20 protein-coding genes are annotated in these 20,199 nt (G+C 64.3%); 11 read left to right on the top strand and 9 right to left on the bottom strand.

What is annotated here, in order from left to right; all coding sequences use genetic code 11:
• Window positions 1–55 precede the first annotated feature (55 nt).
• Window positions 56–616 (top strand): hypothetical protein, encoded by a 561-nt coding sequence (locus tag F6B93_RS20340; RefSeq protein WP_211696685.1) that lies wholly within the window; start codon window positions 56–58, stop codon window positions 614–616.
• Here the strand turns inward: F6B93_RS20340 and F6B93_RS20335 are convergent.
• Both F6B93_RS20335 and kstD read right to left on the bottom strand, forming a co-directional pair.
• Window positions 613–1,473: a MaoC/PaaZ C-terminal domain-containing protein gene (locus F6B93_RS20335; protein WP_211696684.1), complete on the bottom strand. Its 861-nt coding sequence runs from the start codon at window positions 1,471–1,473 to the stop codon at window positions 613–615. The genes F6B93_RS20340 and F6B93_RS20335 overlap by 4 nt on opposite strands.
• Window position 1,474: 1 nt before the next feature.
• Window positions 1,475–3,187: a 3-oxosteroid 1-dehydrogenase gene (kstD, locus tag F6B93_RS20330; protein ID WP_211696683.1), complete on the bottom strand. Its 1,713-nt coding sequence runs from the start codon at window positions 3,185–3,187 to the stop codon at window positions 1,475–1,477.
• Between the two features lie 85 nt (window positions 3,188–3,272).
• Here kstD and F6B93_RS20325 point away from each other — a divergent pair, with 85 nt between their 5' ends.
• The 8 genes from F6B93_RS20325 (at window position 3,273) to F6B93_RS20290 (ending at window position 10,601) form a co-directional block, all read left to right on the top strand.
• The gene (locus F6B93_RS20325; RefSeq protein WP_211696682.1) at window positions 3,273–4,058 is read left to right on the top strand and encodes a 2-keto-4-pentenoate hydratase; all 786 of its coding nucleotides are present in this window, start codon (window positions 3,273–3,275) and stop codon (window positions 4,056–4,058) included.
• Window positions 4,059–4,101: 43 nt separating this feature from the next.
• On the top strand, window positions 4,102–5,082 hold the full coding sequence (locus tag F6B93_RS20320) for an acetaldehyde dehydrogenase (acetylating) (RefSeq protein ID WP_211696681.1): 981 nt from the start codon (window positions 4,102–4,104) through the stop codon (window positions 5,080–5,082).
• Window positions 5,079–6,134 carry a 4-hydroxy-2-oxovalerate aldolase gene (gene dmpG, locus F6B93_RS20315; RefSeq protein ID WP_211696680.1) on the top strand — a complete coding sequence of 352 codons (1,056 nt, stop codon included), beginning with the start codon at window positions 5,079–5,081 and terminating at the stop codon, window positions 6,132–6,134. The genes F6B93_RS20320 and dmpG overlap by 4 nt, the downstream gene beginning before the upstream one ends.
• A 243-nt stretch (window positions 6,135–6,377) precedes the next feature.
• Entirely contained in the window at window positions 6,378–6,758 is a 381-nt protein-coding gene (locus F6B93_RS20310; protein WP_211696679.1) for a phage holin family protein, read from the top strand.
• A 291-nt stretch (window positions 6,759–7,049) separates the two neighbouring features.
• Window positions 7,050–7,373 carry a protein UsfY gene (usfY, locus tag F6B93_RS20305; protein ID WP_211696678.1) on the top strand — a complete coding sequence of 108 codons (324 nt, stop codon included), beginning with the start codon at window positions 7,050–7,052 and terminating at the stop codon, window positions 7,371–7,373.
• A 159-nt stretch (window positions 7,374–7,532) separates the two neighbouring features.
• The gene (locus F6B93_RS20300) at window positions 7,533–8,660 is read left to right on the top strand and encodes a hypothetical protein (RefSeq protein ID WP_211696677.1); all 1,128 of its coding nucleotides are present in this window, start codon (window positions 7,533–7,535) and stop codon (window positions 8,658–8,660) included.
• Window positions 8,661–8,673: 13 nt separating this feature from the next.
• The gene (locus F6B93_RS20295; RefSeq protein WP_211696676.1) at window positions 8,674–9,456 is read left to right on the top strand and encodes an SDR family oxidoreductase; all 783 of its coding nucleotides are present in this window, start codon (window positions 8,674–8,676) and stop codon (window positions 9,454–9,456) included.
• Window positions 9,456–10,601, top strand: coding sequence for a sulfotransferase family protein (locus F6B93_RS20290; RefSeq protein WP_211696675.1), 1,146 nt, complete (start codon window positions 9,456–9,458; stop codon window positions 10,599–10,601). Before F6B93_RS20295 ends, F6B93_RS20290 begins: the two co-directional genes overlap by 1 nt.
• Before the next feature lie 43 nt (window positions 10,602–10,644).
• Here the strand turns inward: F6B93_RS20290 and F6B93_RS20285 are convergent, their stop codons facing one another.
• From F6B93_RS20285 to F6B93_RS20275, 3 genes are read right to left on the bottom strand one after another with little or no spacing between them, the layout of a single operon-like run.
• On the bottom strand, window positions 10,645–12,906 hold the full coding sequence (locus F6B93_RS20285; RefSeq protein ID WP_211696674.1) for a PPE family protein: 2,262 nt from the start codon (window positions 12,904–12,906) through the stop codon (window positions 10,645–10,647).
• A 57-nt stretch (window positions 12,907–12,963) separates the two neighbouring features.
• Window positions 12,964–13,431, bottom strand: a complete 468-nt coding sequence (locus tag F6B93_RS20280; protein ID WP_211696673.1) for a hypothetical protein — start codon at window positions 13,429–13,431, stop codon at window positions 12,964–12,966.
• 5 nt (window positions 13,432–13,436) lie between these two features.
• Window positions 13,437–14,621, bottom strand: a complete 1,185-nt coding sequence (locus tag F6B93_RS20275) for a 3-ketosteroid-9-alpha-monooxygenase, oxygenase component (protein ID WP_211696672.1) — start codon at window positions 14,619–14,621, stop codon at window positions 13,437–13,439.
• Between the two features lie 115 nt (window positions 14,622–14,736).
• Between F6B93_RS20275 and F6B93_RS20270 the strand changes: the two genes are divergently transcribed.
• Window positions 14,737–15,261 (top strand): gamma carbonic anhydrase family protein, encoded by a 525-nt coding sequence (locus F6B93_RS20270; RefSeq protein ID WP_211696671.1) that lies wholly within the window; start codon window positions 14,737–14,739, stop codon window positions 15,259–15,261.
• Between the two features lie 34 nt (window positions 15,262–15,295).
• Here F6B93_RS20270 and F6B93_RS20265 read toward each other — a convergent pair whose 3' ends face one another.
• From F6B93_RS20265 to F6B93_RS20250, 4 genes are read right to left on the bottom strand one after another with little or no spacing between them, the layout of a single operon-like run.
• On the bottom strand, window positions 15,296–15,721 hold the full coding sequence (locus F6B93_RS20265; RefSeq protein WP_211696670.1) for a nuclear transport factor 2 family protein: 426 nt from the start codon (window positions 15,719–15,721) through the stop codon (window positions 15,296–15,298).
• Window positions 15,718–16,911 carry a thiolase domain-containing protein gene (locus F6B93_RS20260; protein ID WP_211696669.1) on the bottom strand — a complete coding sequence of 398 codons (1,194 nt, stop codon included), beginning with the start codon at window positions 16,909–16,911 and terminating at the stop codon, window positions 15,718–15,720. The genes F6B93_RS20265 and F6B93_RS20260 overlap by 4 nt, the downstream gene beginning before the upstream one ends.
• The gene (locus tag F6B93_RS20255; protein ID WP_211696668.1) at window positions 16,911–17,984 is read right to left on the bottom strand and encodes a thiolase domain-containing protein; all 1,074 of its coding nucleotides are present in this window, start codon (window positions 17,982–17,984) and stop codon (window positions 16,911–16,913) included. Before F6B93_RS20255 ends, F6B93_RS20260 begins: the two co-directional genes overlap by 1 nt.
• Window positions 17,985–17,998: 14 nt before the next feature.
• Entirely contained in the window at window positions 17,999–19,000 is a 1,002-nt protein-coding gene (locus F6B93_RS20250; RefSeq protein ID WP_211696667.1) for a Zn-ribbon domain-containing OB-fold protein, read from the bottom strand.
• 106 nt (window positions 19,001–19,106) lie between these two features.
• Between F6B93_RS20250 and F6B93_RS20245 the strand changes: the two genes are divergently transcribed.
• Window positions 19,107–20,138 carry an LLM class F420-dependent oxidoreductase gene (locus tag F6B93_RS20245; RefSeq protein WP_211696666.1) on the top strand — a complete coding sequence of 344 codons (1,032 nt, stop codon included), beginning with the start codon at window positions 19,107–19,109 and terminating at the stop codon, window positions 20,136–20,138.
• Window positions 20,139–20,199: the final 61 nt, after the last annotated feature.

Raw genomic sequence — 20,199 nt, 5'->3', positions numbered from 1 at the left:
CGGTACCGCCGGGTGTTCCGTCTACATCAGTCCAGACGCCGATCTAACGCCGGTAGTGCAGGCGAAAGCCGCGTGGTTGTGGTCGCGGCGGCGCGGCATCTTTGCGGGATTCTCGGCTGCGCTGTATGGCAGCAAGTGGGTTGATCCGACACGGCCCGCCGAGCTCATTCGGCGCAACCGAAATCGCCTGCCGGGGCTTCGTGTATGGTCCGATCGCCGCAGCCCCGACGAGGTGCAGGTCGTCGAAGGCGTTGCGGTTACCACCCCTGCGCGAACTGCGCTCGATCTCGCATGCTGGTACCCGACGTTGACTGCGGTGCCCGCCGTTGATGCGCTCGCACGCGCCTGCGAACTCAAGACCTGCGAGGTGAAATTTCTTGTGCAACGCTGTCGGGGCCGTCGTGGTGTCAAGCGTGCACGCGAGTCGGTGGAGCTCGTCGATGCCGGTGCGCAGTCACCGAAAGAGAGCTGGCTGCGGGTGATTCTGGTGCGGGCGGGCCTGCCGAGGCCACAGACCCAGATTCCCATAGCGTTCGCGCCGCACTGGCTCGGCGAGCGTGACGATACAGTCACGCCGGCGATCGAACGTGACTGCGGCGCGACGCTGGGCGTCTAGGCCGCGATCAGTTCGACGCCGGACAGCACTACGGCGTTGTCGCGCGATGGCGCGACGACGCTGGCCACGACGCGGTCGTCGTCCTTCCAGATGTTGACCGTCAGCGTTTCGCCCGGGAACGCGACACCCGCGAAGCGAGCGCCGTAGGCGGCGACGGCCGCAGCGTCGCCATCCAATACCGCGTCGGTGATGGCCTTGCAGGTCATGCCGTAGGTGCATAGGCCGTGCAGAATGGGCTGGGGAAAACCTGCGGCGGCAGCGAATTCGGGATCGGAGTGCAGCGGATTGCGATCGCCGCAGAGCCGATACAGCAGCGCCTGCTGCGGCAGTATCGGCATCGCGACCTCCACATCGGGTGCCCGTTGCGGTGGCGCGTCCGACATGGATGGCCCGCGTTCTCCACCGAATCCGCCTTCGCCGCGGGCGAAGATCGACCGCTTCTGCGTCCATAGGTGTGCGCCGTCCGGAGTAGTCACCGTGGTCTCACTCCAGATCACAGCAGCCTTGCCCTTGTCCCAGATGTCGGTGAACCTGGTGATCGCCCTCGCGGAGCCCGATGGGGGCAGTGGTGCGGGCGCTTCCACCCGTTCGCTGGCGTGTAGGACCTTGCTCAGCTCGATGTCGATGCCGGGGAACTGGACTGTCGGCGGCTCGGTGGCCCCGAAGGTGGCGGCCACGGTCGCGAAGGTCGGCAGCACCTGGGGCGTTGCATCGACCAGATACCGCAACTCGCGGGGATCCATCGGATCGGCTCCGGCCCCCAGTCCCAGATGGTAGAGCTGCACATCGCTGCTTGCCCAGGAGAGTTCGACCGGTTCCAGCTGCGCGCCGAGCGCGACGTCGACATCGATCGGCATGCTAGCTTGCCCCGCCTTGATCAGCCCCTTGATCGGCGATATGCAGTGCGGCGAGGTAGCCGAACGTCATCGCCGGCCCAATGGTGCCGCCCGGCCCGGGGTAGGTGTGCCCCATCACGGGGGAACTGACATTGCCGGCGGCGTATAGGCCTTCGATGACGCTGCCGTCGTCGCGGAGCGCTCGGCCGTAGACATCGGTGCGGATTCCGCCTTTGGTCCCCAAGTCTCCGGGCACCATCTTTGCGGCGTAGTAGGGCGGGTGGTTGATCTCGCCGAGGTTGGGATTGGGCTTGTTGGTCGGGTCGCCGTAGTACTTGTCGTAAGCGCTTTCCCCGCGGTGGTAGTCCTCGTCGACGCCCGAGCGCGCAAAGCCGTTGAAGCGGTGGGTGGTCGCGATGAACTCGTCCGCCGGCAGGCCCGCTTTGGCGGCCAGTTCCTCGAGAGTATCGGCCTGGATTATCACACCGGTATCGAGCCATCTGCGCGGAATGCGTTGTCCGGGCTGCAGTCCAGCGAAGATGTAGCGATCCCGGTATCGCTGGTCGAACACCAGCCATGCGGGAATGTTTTCACCAGGCCCGGGCCCCTGACCGTACTTGCCGCCGTACATGTGATGGCACGCTTCGACGTAGGGCATCGATTCATTCATGAAACGCTTGCCCGACATATTGACGATGATTGAGCCGGGGGAGTTGCGCTCCGACAGCGCGAACCATGGTTTGCCGACCAGCGGCACCGTCGGCCCCCACCAGGCATCGTCCATCAGATCCAACGCAGCACCGAGCTTCTCACCGGCAACGATCCCGTCCCCGGTGTTGGCCTTCGCGCCGACGGTCCAATCCGTGGTAATGGGCGCGCGCTGGTACTTCACTCGCATCTGCTCGTTGTGGTCAAAACCACCACAGGCGAGGATGACGCCCCGGCGAGCCCGGATCAATTGCGGCTCCGCCGATTCAGACTCATCGGTGTGGCGGACGTAGACCCCGCGCACTCCGCCATTGGGCCCGTCCTCGACGTAGAGGTCGGTGAGCGCGGTGTTGAGTTCAACGGGCACACCGGCGCGCTGCAGCCCGATCCGCAACGGACCGATCAAGGCTCGCCCCATGCCAACGAGGTTCTTACCGGTTACCTTTGCCCACATGGTGCGGGCACCAACCCTCAGGCTGCGCAGCACCCCCCGTGGGTGCCGCTTGAGCTGGTTTAGACGCATATAGTCTTGCTGCATCACGACCACGTTCAAGGGAACCTTGCCGTAGGGCGGCTCCAGGCCGGGCATGTCGGCGCCCAGCTTTTTGGCGTTGAACGGCTTCGGCTCGATTGAGCGGCCGCCGGGCCGGCCGCCCGGCGCCTCCGGGTAGTAGTCGGAGTAACCCGGCACCCAGCACATCTTCAACGGCGTGTGCTGCAACACAAAGGACAGCATCTCGGGCCCACGGTCGAGGTAGGTGTCAATGCGCTCCGGTTCGACGATATCCCCGATGATGCCGTGCAAATAGGTGCGCGCCGCCTCGGGGGTGTCCCGCACGCCAGTGCGCTTGAGGACCTCGTTGTTGGGAATCCAGACGCCGCCCCCCGAGCGTGCGGTTGATCCGCCGAAGTGGGGCGCCTTCTCGATGACTATTGTCGAGAGGCCGCGGTGGGCGGCCGCAAGGGCAGCTACCATGCCGGCGCCGCCGCTGCCTACGACGACGACGTCGAACTCCTGTGCTGTCATGTAGAACACGTTATAGAATTGCCCGGGTTGGGCGCTACTGGCCCGGTCACAAGGAATGGTTCGAGACGAGGGGACTTCGGAGTTTATGCTGCGTGTTGCGACCCGTCGAGAGTTGGCCGCCGACTTGGCGCAGGCCGAGCGGAGCCGCCAGTCGATTGGTCAGTTGACGGCAAGCCATCCGGATATCGACGTCGTCGACGCCTACGAGATCCAGCTGATCAATATCCGTCAGCGGGTGGCCGAGGGTGCACGTGTCGTGGGTCACAAAGTCGGGCTGTCGTCGCCGATCATGCAACAGATGATGGGGGTCGACGAGCCGGACTACGGGCATTTGCTCGACGACATGCAGGTGTTCGAAGACACCCCGGTCAAGGCGTCGAGCTACCTGGCTCCGCGGGTTGAGGTCGAAGTGGGCTTCATCCTGGGCGCCGACCTGCCAGGTGCCGACTGCAGCGAAGACGACGTAGTCGCGGCTACTGAGGCCGTTGTTCCCGCCATCGAACTCATCGATACCAGGATCACCGACTGGAAGATCGCGATCTGCGACACCATCGCGGACAACGCGTCGGCGGCAGGTTTCGCGCTGGGTGCGGCCCGCGTGCCGCCTGCCGATATCGACCTCAAGGGGATCGACGCGGTGCTGACGCGCAACGGGGAGGTAGTCGCCGAGGGCCGCAGCGACGCCGTGTTGGGCGATCCGGCCACCGCCGTTGCCTGGCTAGCTCGCATAGTGGAAGGTTTCGGGGTAAGGCTGCGCAAGGGTGACATTGTGCTGCCCGGGTCATGCACGTTCGCGGTCGATGTGAACGCTGGCGACCAGTTCGTCGCCGACTTCACGGGACTGGGTTCGGTTCGGTTGTCGTTCGAATGATTTCGAATTAGCTTCGAATATCAAGAGCAGTAAGAGGAGCAACATGCCGTCGAAGGCAAAAACGGCCCGAGATGCGGCCCTGGATGTAGCCATTGTCGGGTCGGGGAATATCAGCACGGACCTGCTCTACAAGCTGCTGCGATCGGATTGGCTGCACCCGCGGTGGATGGTAGGCATCGACCCGGACAGCGAGGGGCTGGCGAGGGCAGCCAAGCTGGGTTTGGAGACCACCCACAAGGGGGTCGACTGGCTGCTCGAGCAGTCCGACAAACCCGACCTGGTGTTCGAGGCGACCAGCGCCTACGTACACAAGGACGCGGCGCCGAAGTATGCGGACGCGGGGATCCGGGCCATTGACCTGACGCCGGCCGCGGTCGGCCCCGCGGTGATCCCGCCGGCGAACCTACGCGAGCATCTGGCCGCGCCGAACGTCAACATGATCACCTGCGGGGGACAGGCGACGATTCCGATCGTGTACGCCGTGCAACGTGCCGTCGCCGACTACGGCGGGGTGCCGTATGCCGAGATTGTGGCCTCGGTTGCTTCGGTCTCAGCCGGGCCCGGGACGAGGGCCAACATCGACGAGTTCACCAAGACCACGTCTCGCGGGGTCGAGACGATCGGCGGCGCGGCTCGGGGCAAGGCGATCATCATCCTGAACCCGGCTGACCCGCCGATGATCATGCGCGACACCATCTTCTGCGCGATTCCCGAGGACGCCGACCGCGATGCGATCGCCATCTCGATCCACGAGGTGGTCGCCGAGGTGCAGACCTACGTTCCCGGGTACCGGCTGCTCAACGATCCGCAGTTCGACGAGCCGTCCCTCAATTCGGGCGGCCGGGCTGTGGTCACGACATTCGTCGAGGTTGAGGGTGCCGGCGATTACTTGCCGCCGTACGCGGGCAATCTCGACATCATGACGGCGGCGGCGACCAAGGTGGGCGAGGAGATCGCCAAGGAGACGCTGTGCGGCGATGAGCGCTCGCGCGACGAGCAGCAGCCAGTAGGAGGCGCGCGATGACCGGCCATATTCTTGAGGGCTCGTGGGACGTACGGATCACCGACACGTCGCTACGCGATGGGTCGCATCACAAGCGTCACCAGTTCACCAAGGACGAAGTCGGTGCGATCGTGGCCGCGCTCGACGCCGCCGGCGTGCCGGTGATCGAGGTGACTCACGGCGACGGGTTGGGTGGCTCCTCGTTCAATTACGGCTTCTCCAAGACCCCCGAGCAGGAATTGATCAAGCTCGCAGCCCAGACCGCCAAAGACGCCCGGATTGCGTTTCTCATGCTGCCGGGAGTGGGCACCAAAGAAGACATCAAAGAAGCGCAGGACAATGGCGGTTCCATCTGCCGGATCGCCACCCACTGCACCGAGGCTGACGTGTCAATTCAGCATTTTGGTCTGGCCCGCGAGCTGGGCCTGGAAACCGTCGGATTCTTGATGATGGCTCACACCATTCCGCCGGAGAAACTGGCCGCTCAGGCCCGCATCATGGCCGATGCCGGTTGCCAATGCGTCTACGTCGTGGACTCCGCCGGAGCGTTGGTGCTCGACGGCGTGGCCGACCGAGTGTCGGCCCTGGTCGCTGAACTGGGCGAGGATGCCCAAGTTGGTTTTCATGGGCATGAAAACCTCGGCCTGGGGGTGGCCAATTCGGTGGAGGCGGTGCGAGCGGGCGCCAAACAGATCGACGGCAGCGTGCGCCGGTTCGGTGCGGGTGCCGGCAACGCGCCGGTGGAAGCCCTGATCGGGGTCTTCGACAAGATCGGCGTCAAGACGGGCATCGACTTCTTCGACATCGCCGACGCCGCGGAGGACATCGTGCGCCCGGCCATGCCGGCCGAGTGCCTGCTGGACCGCAATGCGCTGATCATGGGGTACTCGGGGGTGTACTCGAGCTTCCTCAAGCATGCCGTTCGCCAGTCCGAGCGCTACGACGTCCCGGCGCACCAATTGCTGCACCGGGCCGGTCAGCGCAAACTCATCGGCGGCCAGGAAGACCAGCTGATAGACATCGCGCTGGAGATCAAACGCGAGCAAGACAGCGGCGCCGCTGCTACGCGTTGACGATGTCGTTCGTCGACCAACCGGGGTAGTCGTCAAATCAGACGATCGCTCACACTCCCATTCATCGTTGTGGGGCAGTCACTTTCGCTAACCTCGCCGGGCGATCACGACAGCGCCGTATTCGCTGATTGCCGACCCGAACTCGCGTTGCCAGGTCGTGCCCGCCATCGATGAAGGTTCGGACATGGTGATGAGCAAACGAGGTTCTTCACAGCCACAGTGCCGAGGCATACAGTTGTTGTTATGACACGAGTCTTGATGCGGGCGATTGTGCTTCTGGGATCGTGGGCGATCGGACTACTGGTGGCGGCGTGGGTTGTTCCTGGAGTTTCGTTGTCGGTGTCGGGGTTCATCCTTGCCGTGGTCGTGTTCTCGGTAGCGCAGGCGGCCCTGTCGTTGTTGATCCTGCGGTTGCCTCACGGTTACGCGTCGCTGCTCCTTGGGGGCACCGGCCTGGCTATGACCATCGTCGCCTTGCTCGTCGGCTCGGCGTTGAGCGATGGCCTGGCTATTAATGGTGGTGCGTCCTGGGTGGCGGCAACTGTGGTGATCTGGCTGGTGGCCACGGTCGGCGCCATTTCAGTGCCCGACCTGTTCGACCGCACCGAGGTCAGCTCGGCCTAACGCATTCGCGGCCCGCGCACGTGGTAGCCGTGGTCGTGACAGTGTGTTCCTGCGCAGTCAGCCGCCGAGCGCCCGCGGATTCGTCGGCCTTGTATCTGGTTGCGCGAGGTCAGCTTTGGGGCGCCGGCGCTGGCCGCGTCGGCAATGACCGCACCGGTGGCGCGTCGCCAGTCGGCTTGCGATCGTCGGGACGGCTCAGCTGCTGACCAGCGGCAAAAAAATTCCGCATTTCGCCAGGTGCGTCAAATGGGTAGCATTTTGTTATCTCGTCCGACGGCGGAGGGAGATGTGATGGGCGACACGCACCACGATCCAACGGATCATTCCCGGACCACGCAACCGCGCGCTGGTATCACCATGAAGGACAATTTCTTCTGGCCAGGATTAATCCTGTTGGTCGTCGCGTTGTTAGGGCTGATGAGCACGGTGGCCGCCGCGGCCTACCGGCACTATGAGTGGCTTGCCACGACGGTGCTCATTTCAGTGCTCGGAGTGGTCGCTGGAGCGCTCTGGATCGTCGTGGAGCGTCGCCGGGTAACCCGCATCGAGGAGCAGTGGGACGCCTCGCACCCTGAGAGTCGGCCCGTCGGCGCGTTGGGCGAGGCCAAGAGCTGACCGGGGCCAGTCGGGCCGGAGCGGGTCGCGCTGGTGGCGATCCGGGTCGGTCGCGATGACCTACACCTCCTAGTCGTCGACAGCCGATGATCTGCGCTGAGCCTGGGCGTGAAGGTTCGCCATTGACTCAAAACAGGAACACGTTCTAGCGTCGAAGTCGTGTTCTCCAACCCGCTGACCGAAGCGATCGCGGAAGCCGAGCAGCTGGTAGCTGCCGCTGGCCACATAGCGACCGAAGCCGACCTGCTCGAAGGGCTGCAGTATCTAGCCGGCTGCATTGCCGGCTGTATGCATTTGGCCTTCGACTACGAACGAGACCACCCGTTGCTGCTGGCGGGCACCGGGCCATTCACCAAGATGGGCCTAGACAACCCCGACACCCTCTATTTCGGGACGCGGGTGCACGCCGACCACGATTACGTCGTCACCGGCGTGCGCGGGACCACCACAGACCTCAGTTTCCAGGTGCTCGGCGGCGAATACACCGACGACAACGTTCCCGCCAGCCAGGTCGCATTCGATGACCGCGAACTCGACATCGCTGCTGACGGCAGCTTCCAGTGGCGGCTACGGCCCACCAGCCCCGGACAGCTCGTGATCCGTGAGGTGTACGGCGACTGGTCGCAGCAGCGTGGCACTGTGGCCATTTCCAGGCTGGACACTGCGGGCACCGCGCCGCCGCCGCCGACTCGGGAGACCATCGAAAAGCGTTATGCCACAGCGGGCAAGCAACTTGTGGGCCGGGTCAAGACCTGGCTGCAGTTCCCGCAGTGGTTCTATCTCAACATTCCGGTCAATACCATGGTTTCGCCCCGGCTGACGCCAGGTGGCCTGGCAACTCAGTATTCGTCGGCCGGGCACTTCGACCTGCGCCCCGATCAGGCGCTAGTGATCACCGTTCCGGTCACCGATGCCCCCTATCTCGGCTTCCAGCTCGGCAGCATGTGGTACATCTCGCTGGACTACATCAACCACCAGACATCGCTGAACGCCAGCCAGGCTCAGGCGGACCCCGACGGGAAAGTCCGCATCGTCGTGGCCGATCAGAATCCCGGCGTGACCAACTGGGTCGAAACCCTGGGTCACCGGCGTGGTTTTCTCCAGTTCCGCTGGCAGCGCGTCTCCCGTGAACTCAGCGCGGCCGACGGACCCACCGTTGAGGTAGTCGACTTCGACGCGGTGCCGGCAGCGTTACCGTATTTTCCGCAGAACAAGATTTCCGCAGAGGATTGGCGGGCGCGAATCGCGTTGCGACAAAGCCAGATTGCAGTCAGGATGTTGGGTTGACGAAGGATCAGCGATGACCGGGATGCTCGCGTCAAAGGTAGTCGTCATCAGCGGTGTCGGCCCCGGGCTCGGGACCACGCTCGCGCAGCGGTGCGCGCACGACGGCGCCGACCTGGTGCTGGCGGCGCGCACCCCCGAACGGCTGGACAGTGTCGCCAAGCAGATCACCGATATCGGCCGCCGGGCAGTGACTGTGCGCGCCGACATCACCGACGACGATGACGTGGTGTCCCTCGTCGAGTCGACCATGGCCGCCTACGGCAAGGTCGACGTACTGATCAACAACGCGTTCCGAGTCCCGTCGATGAAGCCACTGGCCGGCACGACATTTCAGCACATCCGCGACGCGATCGAACTCAGCGCGCTCGGGGCGCTGCGGCTCATCCAGGCCTTCACCCCGGCATTGGCCGAGTCTCACGGATCGATCGTCAACGTCAACTCCATGGTGATCCGGCACTCCCAAGCAAAATACGGCGCCTACAAGATGGCCAAGTCAACGCTGCTGGCCATGTCTCAGTCGCTGGCCACCGAGCTAGGCGAGCAGGGAATCCGAGTCAATTCCGTGGCACCTGGCTATATCTGGGGGGATACGTTGCGAGGCTATTTCGAGCACCAGGCCGGCAAGTATGGCACGACCGTGGACCAGATCTACCAGGCCACCGCGGCGAATTCCGACCTGAAGCGCTTGCCCACCGAAGACGAGGTGGCCTCGGCGATTCTGTTCTTGGCCAGCGACCTGTCCAGTGGCATCACCGGCCAGACCATGGACGTCAACTGCGGGGAGTACCACACCTGATGACCCATCGCACCGATGTTGGGACCGTCGACGAGCTGCACGCATCGGCCACCAAACTGGTTGGGCTCGACGATTTCGGCAGTGACGACGACAATTATCGCGAAGCGTTAGGCGTGCTGCTGGACTCCTACCGTGCTGAGGCCGGTCTTACGGAGTTGGGCAGCAAGATGAATCGGGTGTTCCTGCGCGGCGCGCTGGTAGCCAGGCTGCTATCCGAAGCCGCATGGAAGCAGTACCCGCACCACGCCGACGTCGCTATCGAACGTCCGATCTTCGTCACCGGTCTGGTGCGCACCGGCACGACTGCGCTACACCGGCTGCTCGGTGCCGACCCGGCTCATCAAGGTTTGCACCTGTGGCTCGCCGAGTTCCCACAACCGCGCCCGCCCCGGGACACTTGGGAGTCAAACCCGTTCTACCGCCAGCTCGACGAGCAATTCACCCGGCACCACGAGCAGAATCCGGACTATACCGGGCTGCATTTCATGGCCGCGTATGAACTCGAGGAATGCTGGCAGCTACTGCGGCAATCGCTGCACTCGGTCTCATACGAAACCCTGGCCCACATTCCCGGCTACGCTGACTGGCTGTCGCGGCAGGACTGGACGCCGTCGTATCGGCGGCACCGCAAGAACCTTCAGCTCATCGGACTCAACGATGTCGAAAAGCGCTGGGTTCTCAAGAATCCCAGCCATCTGTTCGCACTCGATGCATTGATGGCCACCTATCCAGACGCTCTGGTGATACAAACGCACCGGCCGGTCGAGACCATCATGGCCTCGATGTGCTCGCTGGCTCAGCACACCGCCGAAGGGTGGTCGACGACGTTCGTCGGCGCCCAGATCGGCGCGGACTCGATGGAAACCTGGTCTCGCGGTTTGCAACGGTTCAATACCGCACGAGCCAAGTATGATTCGGCTCAGTTCTATGACGTCGACTACCGTGACTTGATCGCCGACCCGATGGGAACGGTTGCCGATATCTACCGGCATTTTGGTCTGCCCCTCACGGACACGGCGCGGGTGGCCATGGAGAAAATCCACGCCGAGAGCCAGACGGGTGCGCGAGCTCCCAAGCACTCCTATTCGTTGGCCGACTACGGGCTGACGGCCGATGCGGTCGGAGAGAAATTCGCCGGGCTGTAAGTCGATTCCGCGGCGGTGACCCGCGGTTGCTCACCGACAGACCTCAAGCCGCGTTGAAGAAACCAGACTGCCCCGTGCCGGCATTGAACCCGCCCGAACTAGCGCCCCCGCCCGAGTTCCCGAAGCCCGAGTCGAAGCCTGCACCCTGGTTACCGATACCCGAACTATGGTTGCCAAAGTTGAAGAAGCCGGTGTTGTAGTACCCCGAGTTCATGAAGCCGACGTCGTGGTGGCCCGAATTCCACCAGCCCACGAGCAAGCCCTCGTCGCCGCTGTTGAAGAAGCCGACGTTGGTGCCGCCGCCGCCCGAGTTGAAGAAGCCGACGTTGGTGCCGCCGCTGCCCGAGTTCCCCCAGCCCGAGTTGTAGCCACCGCCCGTGATCGCGCTGTGCGCCGAGTTGGAAAAGCCGGAGTTGTAGTTGCTCGAATTGAAGAAGCCAGAGTTGCCGGTACCGGAGTTCCCGAAGCCGGAGTTGCCGCTATGGCTACCGGTGCCGCCGAAACCGGTATTGACGTTGCCCGAGTTCCAGAAACCGGTGTTGGTGGTGCCGGAGTTGAAGAAGCCGGTATTGGTGAAGCCCGAGTTGAAGAAGCCCGTATTGCCAGCCTGACCGATGACCCCGGGTCCAAATACCGGGTTGGTGTCGTTGCCGCCGGCGTTGAACCCGCCGGTATTGCCTACGCCCGCGTTGGACCAGCCCAGATTGCCGAAACCGGCATTGAACGCGCCGACGTTGTGGTTGCCGGCGTTGAAGAAGCCGATGTCGTGGCCGAACAACGCGGACGTGCCGCCTCCCGAATTGAAAGCGCCCAGGTTGCCGTTGCCCGAGTTCGCCAGGCCCATGTTGGTGCTGCCCGCGTTGAGGGATCCGGTGTTGCCGCTGCCGGCATTCCACCAGCCGGAGTTGGTGGTTCCGGTGTTGCCGATGCCGGTGTTGACGGTGCCCGAATTCACCATGCCCCAGTTGTTGCTGCCAGTATTCGCCACACCCCAGTTGTCGCTGCCCGAATTGAAGAAGCCGGAGTTGTTGGTGCCGGAGTTGAACAAGCCGGTGTTGCCGCTGCCCGAGTTCAGCCCGCCAGCGAAATTGATGCCGATCTGGTTGTCGCCGGTAAGTCCGATGCCGATGTTATTGCTGCCGGTATTCGCGAGACCGATGTTGCCGTCGCCCGTGTTGGCGAAGCCGAGGTTGAAGCTGCCGCTGTTGCCCACGCCGAAGTTCCAACCCATGCCATTGGCGTTCAGGCCGCCGATGCCGATCTGGTTGTCGCCGATGAGGCCGATGCCGATGTTGTTGTTGCCGACGTTGCCGATGCCGAAGTTGTTGTTGCCGATATGGCCGATACCCATGTTGTAGGTGCCGATGTTGTCGGCGCCCACGTTGAACAAGGACGGGGTTCCAGCGAGGGCGGTGACCAGATTTCCGTTGCCGAACCCGATATTGCCGGTGCCGACGTTGCCTAAACCGATGTTGCGAAGGCCGATATTGCCGGTGCCGACGTTGTACTCGGCCGCGCCCGGGTAGGGCAAACCGCCGGCGACCATGGCCGCATTCCCGTTGCCGGCGCCGACGTTGAAGGAGCCGTAATTGCCCCAGCCCACGTTGCCGTTGCCGCCGCTGGTGGTGCTGGGGCCGCCGTTGCCGGAGCCCAGGTTGTAGCTGCCGGTGTTGCCGCTGCCGATGTTTCCGCTGCCGATGTTGCCCAAGCCGAGGTTGAAGCCCGATGCGAGCTGGCCGAACGGGTTACCCGCACCGGCGACCAATCCCTGCAGCCCGGGCAGGCTCAGCGCCGCCTGCTGCCACGGCGTCAGCTGCGCGGCCAATGCGGAGGCGCCGACGTGATACTCGAACATGGCAGCGACATCCTGGGCCCAGATCTGCTCGTACTGTGCCTCGGCGGCTGCGATCGCTGGAGCATTGAGCCCGAACAGGTTTGACCGCACCAATGACACCAGCAGCGACCGGTTGGCCGCCACCACGCCCGGGTGCACCGTGGCCGCCCGCGCTGCCTCGAACGCGGTGGCAGCCGCCGTGGCGCGGCTAGCCGAGACCGCGGCCAGCGATGCGGCCTCGGACAACCAACCCGTATAGGGCGCCGCCGCGGCGGCCATCGCCATGGCCGCCGCACCCTGCCACGACTCGTGGACCAGAGTTGAGGTGGCGTACCGGAACCCGGCTGCGGCCGAGTCCAGCTCCCTGGCTAGCCCTTCCCAGGACACCGCGGCAGCCAGCATCGGCCCGGACCCGGCACCGGTAAACATCAGTACCGAATTGATCTCCGGTGGTAGCACAACGAAGCTCACGCAGGCTCTCCATTCGTAGCGCGCCTACCCAGCCTCCGGCCGCGCTATACCGCCGGCTCAGCCGTAGGGCCCGTGGGGTGTTGGCTCAAGGTAGCCTTCGGCCACCGCATGCGTGATGCTATCGGTAAGTCGTGGGCATGTCCTGGTGCGGGCGGTTTCTCCGCCGGATGCTCGCACCTCGGCGAAATGTGCGCAACGCTGCGAGGCGTCGGTGTTCCATTGCACCGCGGTGTGGGCCGGCCCGAGCTTCTTGACGGTGACGGTGGCATGGCAGAACCGGCAATCCACCGGCTGCAGCCCCTCGGTGAGGTAGCGTTCGCGGTCGGCCAGGCTTGCTTCCCGGACCGCTGCGGCACGCTGCGGATCATTGGTGAAATCCCTCGACTTCGACCAGTGCCCGGACTCGCCGTTGCTGACGGTCCGGCTGGGCGGGTCGTGGTCATGCTGATCACCGTGGAGCAGCAGCATCGACCGGGCCAGCCGATCGACATCGGGAACCGCCGGCCGATCTCCGGGCTGGCTCATGTTCGTCAGTGTTGTTCCGCGGGCACGTCGTCGGACGCCGACTCGGCCGCACCCGCCTCGAGATCCTGAGCCTTGAGGTTCTCTGCGACCTCAGCGTTCCAGAACTCGTTCGCGCGTGCGGTGTCCACCTCCATCTCGAAGCGTTCGACCATCTCGGGCTTGATGTCGGCGACGTCGACATAAAACTGCTCGTACCAGCGACGCATCTGGTAGACCGCGCCGTCTTCCTCGACGAGAAGGGGATTGTCGATCCTGGTCTTGTTCTTCCAGATTTCGACGTCCTGCAGAAAGCCCTTGCTGACTCCCTCGGTGAACACGTTGGCCAGCTTGTTTGTCATCTTTTCGTCCATGCCCGTGGGCTTTTCGACGATGACGCCCCACTGCAACATGAACGAGTCCTGTGTCACGGGGTAGTGGCAGTTGATCAGGATGGACTCGGACTTGTAGCCGCTGTAGCTGTTGTGCAGCCAGTTGATCATGAAGGACGGCCCGAAGTAGGACGCCTCCGAATCCAGATGGGCTTCGCCGTACTGACTTCCCAGATCGCTGATATCGGGCCGGCCAACGTTGTGCAGGTACTGCGAGGCGATGTGGCCCTCGAAAACGTTCTTGAAGTATGTCGGCAGCCCGAAATGGATGTAGAAGAAGTGCGCCATGTCGGTGACATTGTCAATGATGTCGCGGCAGTTCGACCCCTCGATGAGGATGCGGTTCCAGCGCCACTGCGTCCATTCGTCGCTGGCCGCCTCGGGAATCTCGGGGATCCGAACGGCCGGGTCCGGCGGGTTTCCTTCGTGGTCGTGCCAGACGAACAGCAGCCCGCCACGGACGTCGGTCTCCCACGAGCGGGTGCGCGCCATCCTGGGTGTGCGCTTGGCGTACGGGACCAACTTGCATCGGCCGTCACCGCCCCAGCGCCAGTCGTGGAACGGGCATGCGACCGCGTCGCCTTTGATGGTGCCCTCCGACAGGTCGCCGCCCATGTGTCGGCAGTAGCCGTCGAGGATCTTCAGGTCCCCGTCTGAGTCGGCGAACACCACTAGTTTGGTGCCGAACGCTTCGACGCCGTGCGGCTTGCCGTCGAGGAAGTCCTCTGCAACGCCCAGGCAATGCCAGCCTCGTGCATACCTGGTCGGCAGGGTGCCGGCATCGATCTCCCGGACGCCGACGCTACCTGTGTCGGTACTCACCGTGTCACCTCCAGATCGGTATCTCTAACTAGAACACGTTACAGTTTTACCGTGGCCGCGCGCAATGACGGCGCGCCTGGCCACGGCATATGCCTCGCGGGCGTATATCTAGACGATGCCTCTGTTCGCGTTCGAGGGTCGGTCACCACGGGTCGATCCCAGCGCTTTTGTCGCCCCCACCGCCACCCTGGTCGGCGACGTCACCGTCGAAGCTGGGGCGTCAGTCTGGTTCAACGCCGTGCTGCGCGCCGACTACGCGCCGGTTGTCGTGCGGGCGGGCGCCAATGTGCAGGACGGGTCGGTATTGCATGCCCCGCCCGGAATCCCGGTCGACATCGGTCCGGGGGCGACGGTGGCGCACCTGTGCGTGATCCACGGTGTCCATGTCGGATCCGAGGCGCTGATCGCCAACCACGCAACGGTTCTCGACGGCGCGGTGATCGGCGCGCGCTGCCTCATCGCGGCGCATTCCCTCGTGGTCGCCGGCACCCAGATTCCGGATGGAATGCTGGTGACCGGGGCACCGGCCAAGGTGAAGGGGCCCATCGCCGGGACGGGCGCGGAGATGTGGGTCAACGTCAATCCCCAGGCCTACCGTGATCTGGCAGAGCGGCACGTAGCTGGACTGGAGCCGATCTAGCCGGCTCACCGGCGTCGATCTCGGCGAATGGCGCCTAGACTCGTTGCGCGCTGGCCGTGAGGCGGTCCATCTCCCAGTATGCACGCAGGGCCACCAGTTGGCCGGCGTCGTTGGCCTTGTAGGTGAACACCCCTTCGGCGGTGACCTGGTATTCGCCGGTCGTGATCACGACGCGACCCACGTTGGCTTCCTCGTTGCCGCATCGGTAGGTGTCGCGGAAGAAGAACTCGATCTTGTCGGTCGATGCGATGGCTTTATCCCAGAAGTCCGATATTGCGTCGCGGCCCCGGTGGCCCTTGCCCTCGGGGTCGAAGGGCGACGGGCCAACGGGATCTTCCACGATGGCATCGTCGGCGAATACGGCCAGCCAAGCTTCTTTGTCGCGGGCTTGCACGGCCGCCCGCGATCGACGGCCGGCTTCGTGCGCGGGGCTTTCGAGTTCTGCTTGCGTCGCGGTCATGTGGTTGTCCTTTCGGGCTTGTCGCAGCCGACCACCCACATGGAGTAGTACTGCGAGCCGCCGCCATAGGCGTGCCCCAAGGCCTTTCGCGCACCCGGAACTTGGTGGTCCTCGGCCTTGCCCATCACTTGGATCGCCGCCTCGGCGAACCGAATCAGTCCGGAGGCGCCGATCGGATTCGAACACAGCACACCGCCGGAAGGATTCACCGGTAGCCGTCCGCCGATCGCGGTCTCACCGGCCTCGGTGAGCTTCCAGCCCTCGCCTTCGCCGGCAAAACCGAGATTCTCCAACCACATTGGCTCGAACCACGAGAACGGGACGTAGATTTCGGCGGCGTCTATTTCGTCGAGGGGGTTGGTGATTCCGGCTCCCTGCCACAGCGCGGCGGCCGCATCTTGGCCCGCCTGCGGGTTTACTTGGTCACGTCCGGAGAACGCGAGCGGTTCGGTGCGCAGCGCGGTGGCATGAACCCACGCCACCGGATGTCCTTGCGCCAGGCGCGCGTCGGCGATTTCCTCGTCACCGATCACCACGGCGCAGGCGCCATCCGACGAGGGGCAGGTCTCGTCGTAGCGGATCGGATCCCACAGCATGGGGGATTCCATCACCTTTTCCTGCGTGATATCGGCCTGCTGCAGGTGCGCCAACGGGTTGCGGCTGCCGTTGAGCCGGTCCTTGACCGCAACCATGGCGCCGATGTGCGTCGGGGCGGAGGATCGGCGGATGTAGGCCCGCACATGCGGGGCGAAATAGCCGCCTGCGCCGGCGCCCACTGGCTTGATGAAGGGGACCGGAATTGACAATGCCCACATGGCATTTGATTCCGATTGCTTTTCCCATGCCATCGCCAGCACGCGTCGATACTTGCCGGATTGCACCAGGCTGGCCGCCACCACTCCGGTCGAGCCGCCGACCGAGCCGGCGGTGTGCACCCGAATCAAGGGCTTACCGGTGGCGCCGACAGCGTCCGCCATGAACAGCTCCGGCATCATGACGCCTTCGAAGAAGTCAGGGGCTTTGCCCACGACGACGGCATCGATGTCGTCGAACGTCGAACCGGAGTCGGCCAGCGCCCGGTCGATGGCTTCGCGGACCATGCCGTTCATCGAAACGTCCTGGCGCTTGGCCACATACTTCGTCTGCCCGGTACCGAGCACCGCGGCGAGGTGCGTCCCTGCACCGCCCATCAGTTCTTTCCTTCCATGACCGCGACCAGGTTCTGCTGCAGTGCGGGCCCGCTGGTGGCGTGCGCGAGCACCCGCTGCGCCGACCCGTTCCAGATATGTTGGGCCGCAAAGCCGATGCGCTCGAGACCAGCGACGAACATGGGATTGGCCGCCAGCGCACCACCGGATGGATTGACCTGCGCCTTCTCCGGTATTCCGATGGCCTCCGTGAGAATCAGATGCTGGTGGGTAAAGGGGGCGCAAATTTCGGCCACGTCGAGGGTGTCGGTGTTTCCGCCGGTGGCGGCCCTGGCTGCGGCCCTTGTCGACGGCGATTCGGTGAGGTCACGTACCCCCAACGACGGCGAATCGATGCGATGTTCGATTCCGGTGATCCAGGCTGGGTTTTCCCGCAGCTCGCGCGCGCGGTTGCCGGCCGCGAGAACGATCGCGGCCGCGCCGTCGGTGATCGGGGCGATGTCGTGGCGCCGCAGTGGATCAGCGAAGAACGGCCGTTCGAGCAACTCCTCGACGTTGGCTGGCGGTTCAACGGAATCGGTGCGGCGCGCGTGCGCCAAGGAATCGAAGGCGACTCGCGCCATCTGCATTTCGGTCCACTTGCCGGAGTCGAGCCCCATGCGGGCTTGCAGACCCGCCATCGACACCGCGTCCGGCCATAGCGGTGCGACCGTGTAGGGGTCGGTTTGCCGCGACAGGATGCGACGCAGGATTCCGGCCGAGGACTTGCCGAAGCCATAGACCAGCGCGGTGTCGACTTCGCCGGTCAGGATTTTGATGTAGGCCTCGTAGAGGGCCCAGGCCGCGTCCATTTCGACGTGCGATTCGTTGATCGGCGGAACCGCGCCGATCGAGTCGATCGCCGAGATAAACGAAAACGCCCGTCCAGCAAGGTAGTCCGAGGAGCCGGAACACCAGAATCCGATATCGGCCTTGGTGATGCCGAGCTCGTCGTAGAGCCGGGCGAAGCACGGCATCAGCATCTCGACGCCATTGGTGGTGCCGTCGGTACGGCGGACATGCGGGGCATGCGCGAAGCCGACAACGGCGATGTCCGCGACATTGTTAGCGCTCATTACGGGTAGGCCCTTTACAGGTGGTGCTTGTAGCTGTCGTAGTCGGCGTCCGGTTGCCCGGTGGGCCGGAAGTACTCGATGTTGTCGATGCCGTATCCCCACTCTTCGCGGGGCTTCCATACCGCCTCGACGCGCATCCCCATCCGCACCTCGTGGGCGTCGACCTCGGAGACCAGATGCAAGAAGGGGATGTCGGCACCGTCGAGCAGCACATAGGCGGCCACATACGGCGGTTTGATGCGCTGGCCCATGAAGGGGATGTTGATGATTGCGAAGGTGGTGACCGTGCCCTCGTTGGGCAGTTCGACAAAATTTTCGGTGGCTTGCCCCGTTGCGGGATCGGCCCCGTGCGGCGGAAAGTACACCTTGCCTTTTTCGCCGGTGCGCGCGCCCAGCAACTTGCCCTCGGCCAGGGCTCGCAAGTACGCGCTCTCCTCGTGTGAGGCGGTGTGTTGAACGACCATGTGGACCGGAGTGATGACCATGGTGACCGGGTCCTGATCGGCCGGTTCGGCGGCAGTCACCGGCTCGGCTTCCTCTCCCAGGGCGAAGTACGCGATGTCGGTGATGGCGCCCACCGGTTCGTCGGCCCAGTGCACATGCACCCGGGTGCCGGTGCGGATCGCCGAAGGACCCGCAGCTCCCACGTCCACGGCGTGCATGAACAGCGTGTCAGCGCCATCGAGCTTGATCAGCGCCCAGGCGAACGGACGGTCGAGAGGTTGGCCTTCCAGCGGCTCCGGCTGCCAGGTCCACGATGCGACGGTGCCGACATCGGATACCGGTACCATCTCGCTCAGCGCCTCGTAGGTGACCGGATCATATTCCGCCGGCGGTACGTGCACCCGGCCATCCGATCCGCGAACGCCCAGAATGCTGCGCTCGCGCAACCCGGTAAAGAAGCTACCGAGAGTAGGACCCACCGAACGGGTGTAGTCGAATGCGAATGTCAACGGCGCGGAAAGGGGTGGCTCTGAGCTATCGATCAGGGTCGGGCCGCTCGAACTGGCTGTCACGCCTTCGAGTAGAACAGGTTCTAACAATGGTTTCAACATCGGCTGGCTTCTCCTATCCCGAAGCCGGTGCGGCAAGCCGGGGAAACCCCGGGAAAGGTTGGTGATCATGAAGCTGGGGTTACACCTCGGGTACTGGGGCGCTCAGCCGCCCGAGAACACCGCGGAACTCGTCGCCGCCGCAGAGGAAGCCGGATTTGACGCCGTGTTCACCGCGGAGGCATGGGGATCCGACGCCTACACGCCGCTGGCCTGGTGGGGTTCCTCGACGCACCGAGTGCGTCTGGGCACCTCGGTGGTTCAGCTGTCCGCGCGCACCCCAACGGCCTGCGCGATGGCCGCATTGACGTTGGACCACCTCAGCGGGGGCCGCCACATCCTCGGGCTGGGTGTCTCCGGACCGCAAGTGGTCGAGGGCTGGTACGGCCAGCGGTTCCCCAAGCCGCTGGCGCGGACGCGCGAATACATCGACATCGTGCGCCGGGTGTGGGCTCGAGACGAGCCGGTGACCAGTGACGGCCCGCACTATCCGATGCCGCTGTCGGGGGAGGGGACGACGGGCCTGGGTAAGGCGCTCAAGTCCATCACCCATCCGTTGCGTGCTGACATTCCGATCATGTTGGGCGCCGAGGGGCCGAAGAACGTCGCGCTGGCCGCTGAAATCTGTGACGGCTGGCTACCGATCTTCTACACGCCGCGAATGGCCGACACGTACAACGAATGGCTCGACGAGGGCTTCGCCCGCGCCGGCGCTCGCCGGAGCCGCGAGGACTTCGAGATCTGCGCTACCGCACAGGTGGTGATCACCGACGACCGGCCGGCGGCATTCGCCGGGATCAAGCCGTTCCTCGCTCTCTATATGGGCGGAATGGGCGCCGAGGACACTAACTTCCACGCCGATGTCTATCGCCGGATGGGCTACGCGGAGGTGGTCGACGAGGTGACCACACTGTTCCGGACCAACCGCAAGGACGAGGCCGCGAAGGTCATCCCGGACGAACTCGTCGATGACGCCATGATCGTTGGCGACCTCGACTACGTGCGTAAGCAGGTTGAGGTTTGGGAAGCCGCGGGTGTGACCATGATGCTGGTTTCCGCCCGCAGCGCCGAGCAGGTCCGCGACCTTGCCGCGCTCCTGTGAGGCTGACTGAGCCGTTCTTGCCAGCGCGTTAGAACGCGTTCTAGATTTACCGGATGGGGTT

It is taken from the genome of Mycobacterium spongiae, assembly GCF_018278905.1.
Lineage (GTDB): Bacteria > Actinomycetota > Actinomycetes > Mycobacteriales > Mycobacteriaceae > Mycobacterium > Mycobacterium spongiae.
This window is presented reverse-complemented; position numbering and strand designations above follow the sequence as displayed.

What these genes read in the sequence shown, in the direction of transcription:
- usfY (WP_211696678.1), top strand. Translation starts at nt 7,050, where the DNA reads ATGGGCGACACGCACCACGATCCAACGGATCATTCCCGGACCACGCAA.
- F6B93_RS20280 (WP_211696673.1), bottom strand. Translation starts at nt 13,431, where the DNA reads ATGAGCCAGCCCGGAGATCGGCCGGCGGTTCCCGATGTCGATCGGCTG.
- F6B93_RS20335 (WP_211696684.1), bottom strand. Translation starts at nt 1,473, where the DNA reads ATGCCGATCGATGTCGACGTCGCGCTCGGCGCGCAGCTGGAACCGGTC.
- F6B93_RS20290 (WP_211696675.1), top strand. Translation starts at nt 9,456, where the DNA reads ATGACCCATCGCACCGATGTTGGGACCGTCGACGAGCTGCACGCATCG.
- F6B93_RS20245 (WP_211696666.1), top strand. Translation starts at nt 19,107, where the DNA reads ATGAAGCTGGGGTTACACCTCGGGTACTGGGGCGCTCAGCCGCCCGAG.
- F6B93_RS20270 (WP_211696671.1), top strand. Translation starts at nt 14,737, where the DNA reads ATGCCTCTGTTCGCGTTCGAGGGTCGGTCACCACGGGTCGATCCCAGC.
- dmpG (WP_211696680.1), top strand. Translation starts at nt 5,079, where the DNA reads ATGACCGGCCATATTCTTGAGGGCTCGTGGGACGTACGGATCACCGAC.
- F6B93_RS20320 (WP_211696681.1), top strand. Translation starts at nt 4,102, where the DNA reads ATGCCGTCGAAGGCAAAAACGGCCCGAGATGCGGCCCTGGATGTAGCC.
- F6B93_RS20260 (WP_211696669.1), bottom strand. Translation starts at nt 16,911, where the DNA reads ATGGGCGGTGCAGGGACGCACCTCGCCGCGGTGCTCGGTACCGGGCAG.
- F6B93_RS20265 (WP_211696670.1), bottom strand. Translation starts at nt 15,721, where the DNA reads ATGACCGCGACGCAAGCAGAACTCGAAAGCCCCGCGCACGAAGCCGGC.
- F6B93_RS20325 (WP_211696682.1), top strand. Translation starts at nt 3,273, where the DNA reads ATGCTGCGTGTTGCGACCCGTCGAGAGTTGGCCGCCGACTTGGCGCAG.
- F6B93_RS20310 (WP_211696679.1), top strand. Translation starts at nt 6,378, where the DNA reads ATGACACGAGTCTTGATGCGGGCGATTGTGCTTCTGGGATCGTGGGCG.
- F6B93_RS20295 (WP_211696676.1), top strand. Translation starts at nt 8,674, where the DNA reads ATGACCGGGATGCTCGCGTCAAAGGTAGTCGTCATCAGCGGTGTCGGC.
- F6B93_RS20255 (WP_211696668.1), bottom strand. Translation starts at nt 17,984, where the DNA reads ATGAGCGCTAACAATGTCGCGGACATCGCCGTTGTCGGCTTCGCGCAT.
- kstD (WP_211696683.1), bottom strand. Translation starts at nt 3,187, where the DNA reads ATGACAGCACAGGAGTTCGACGTCGTCGTCGTAGGCAGCGGCGGCGCC.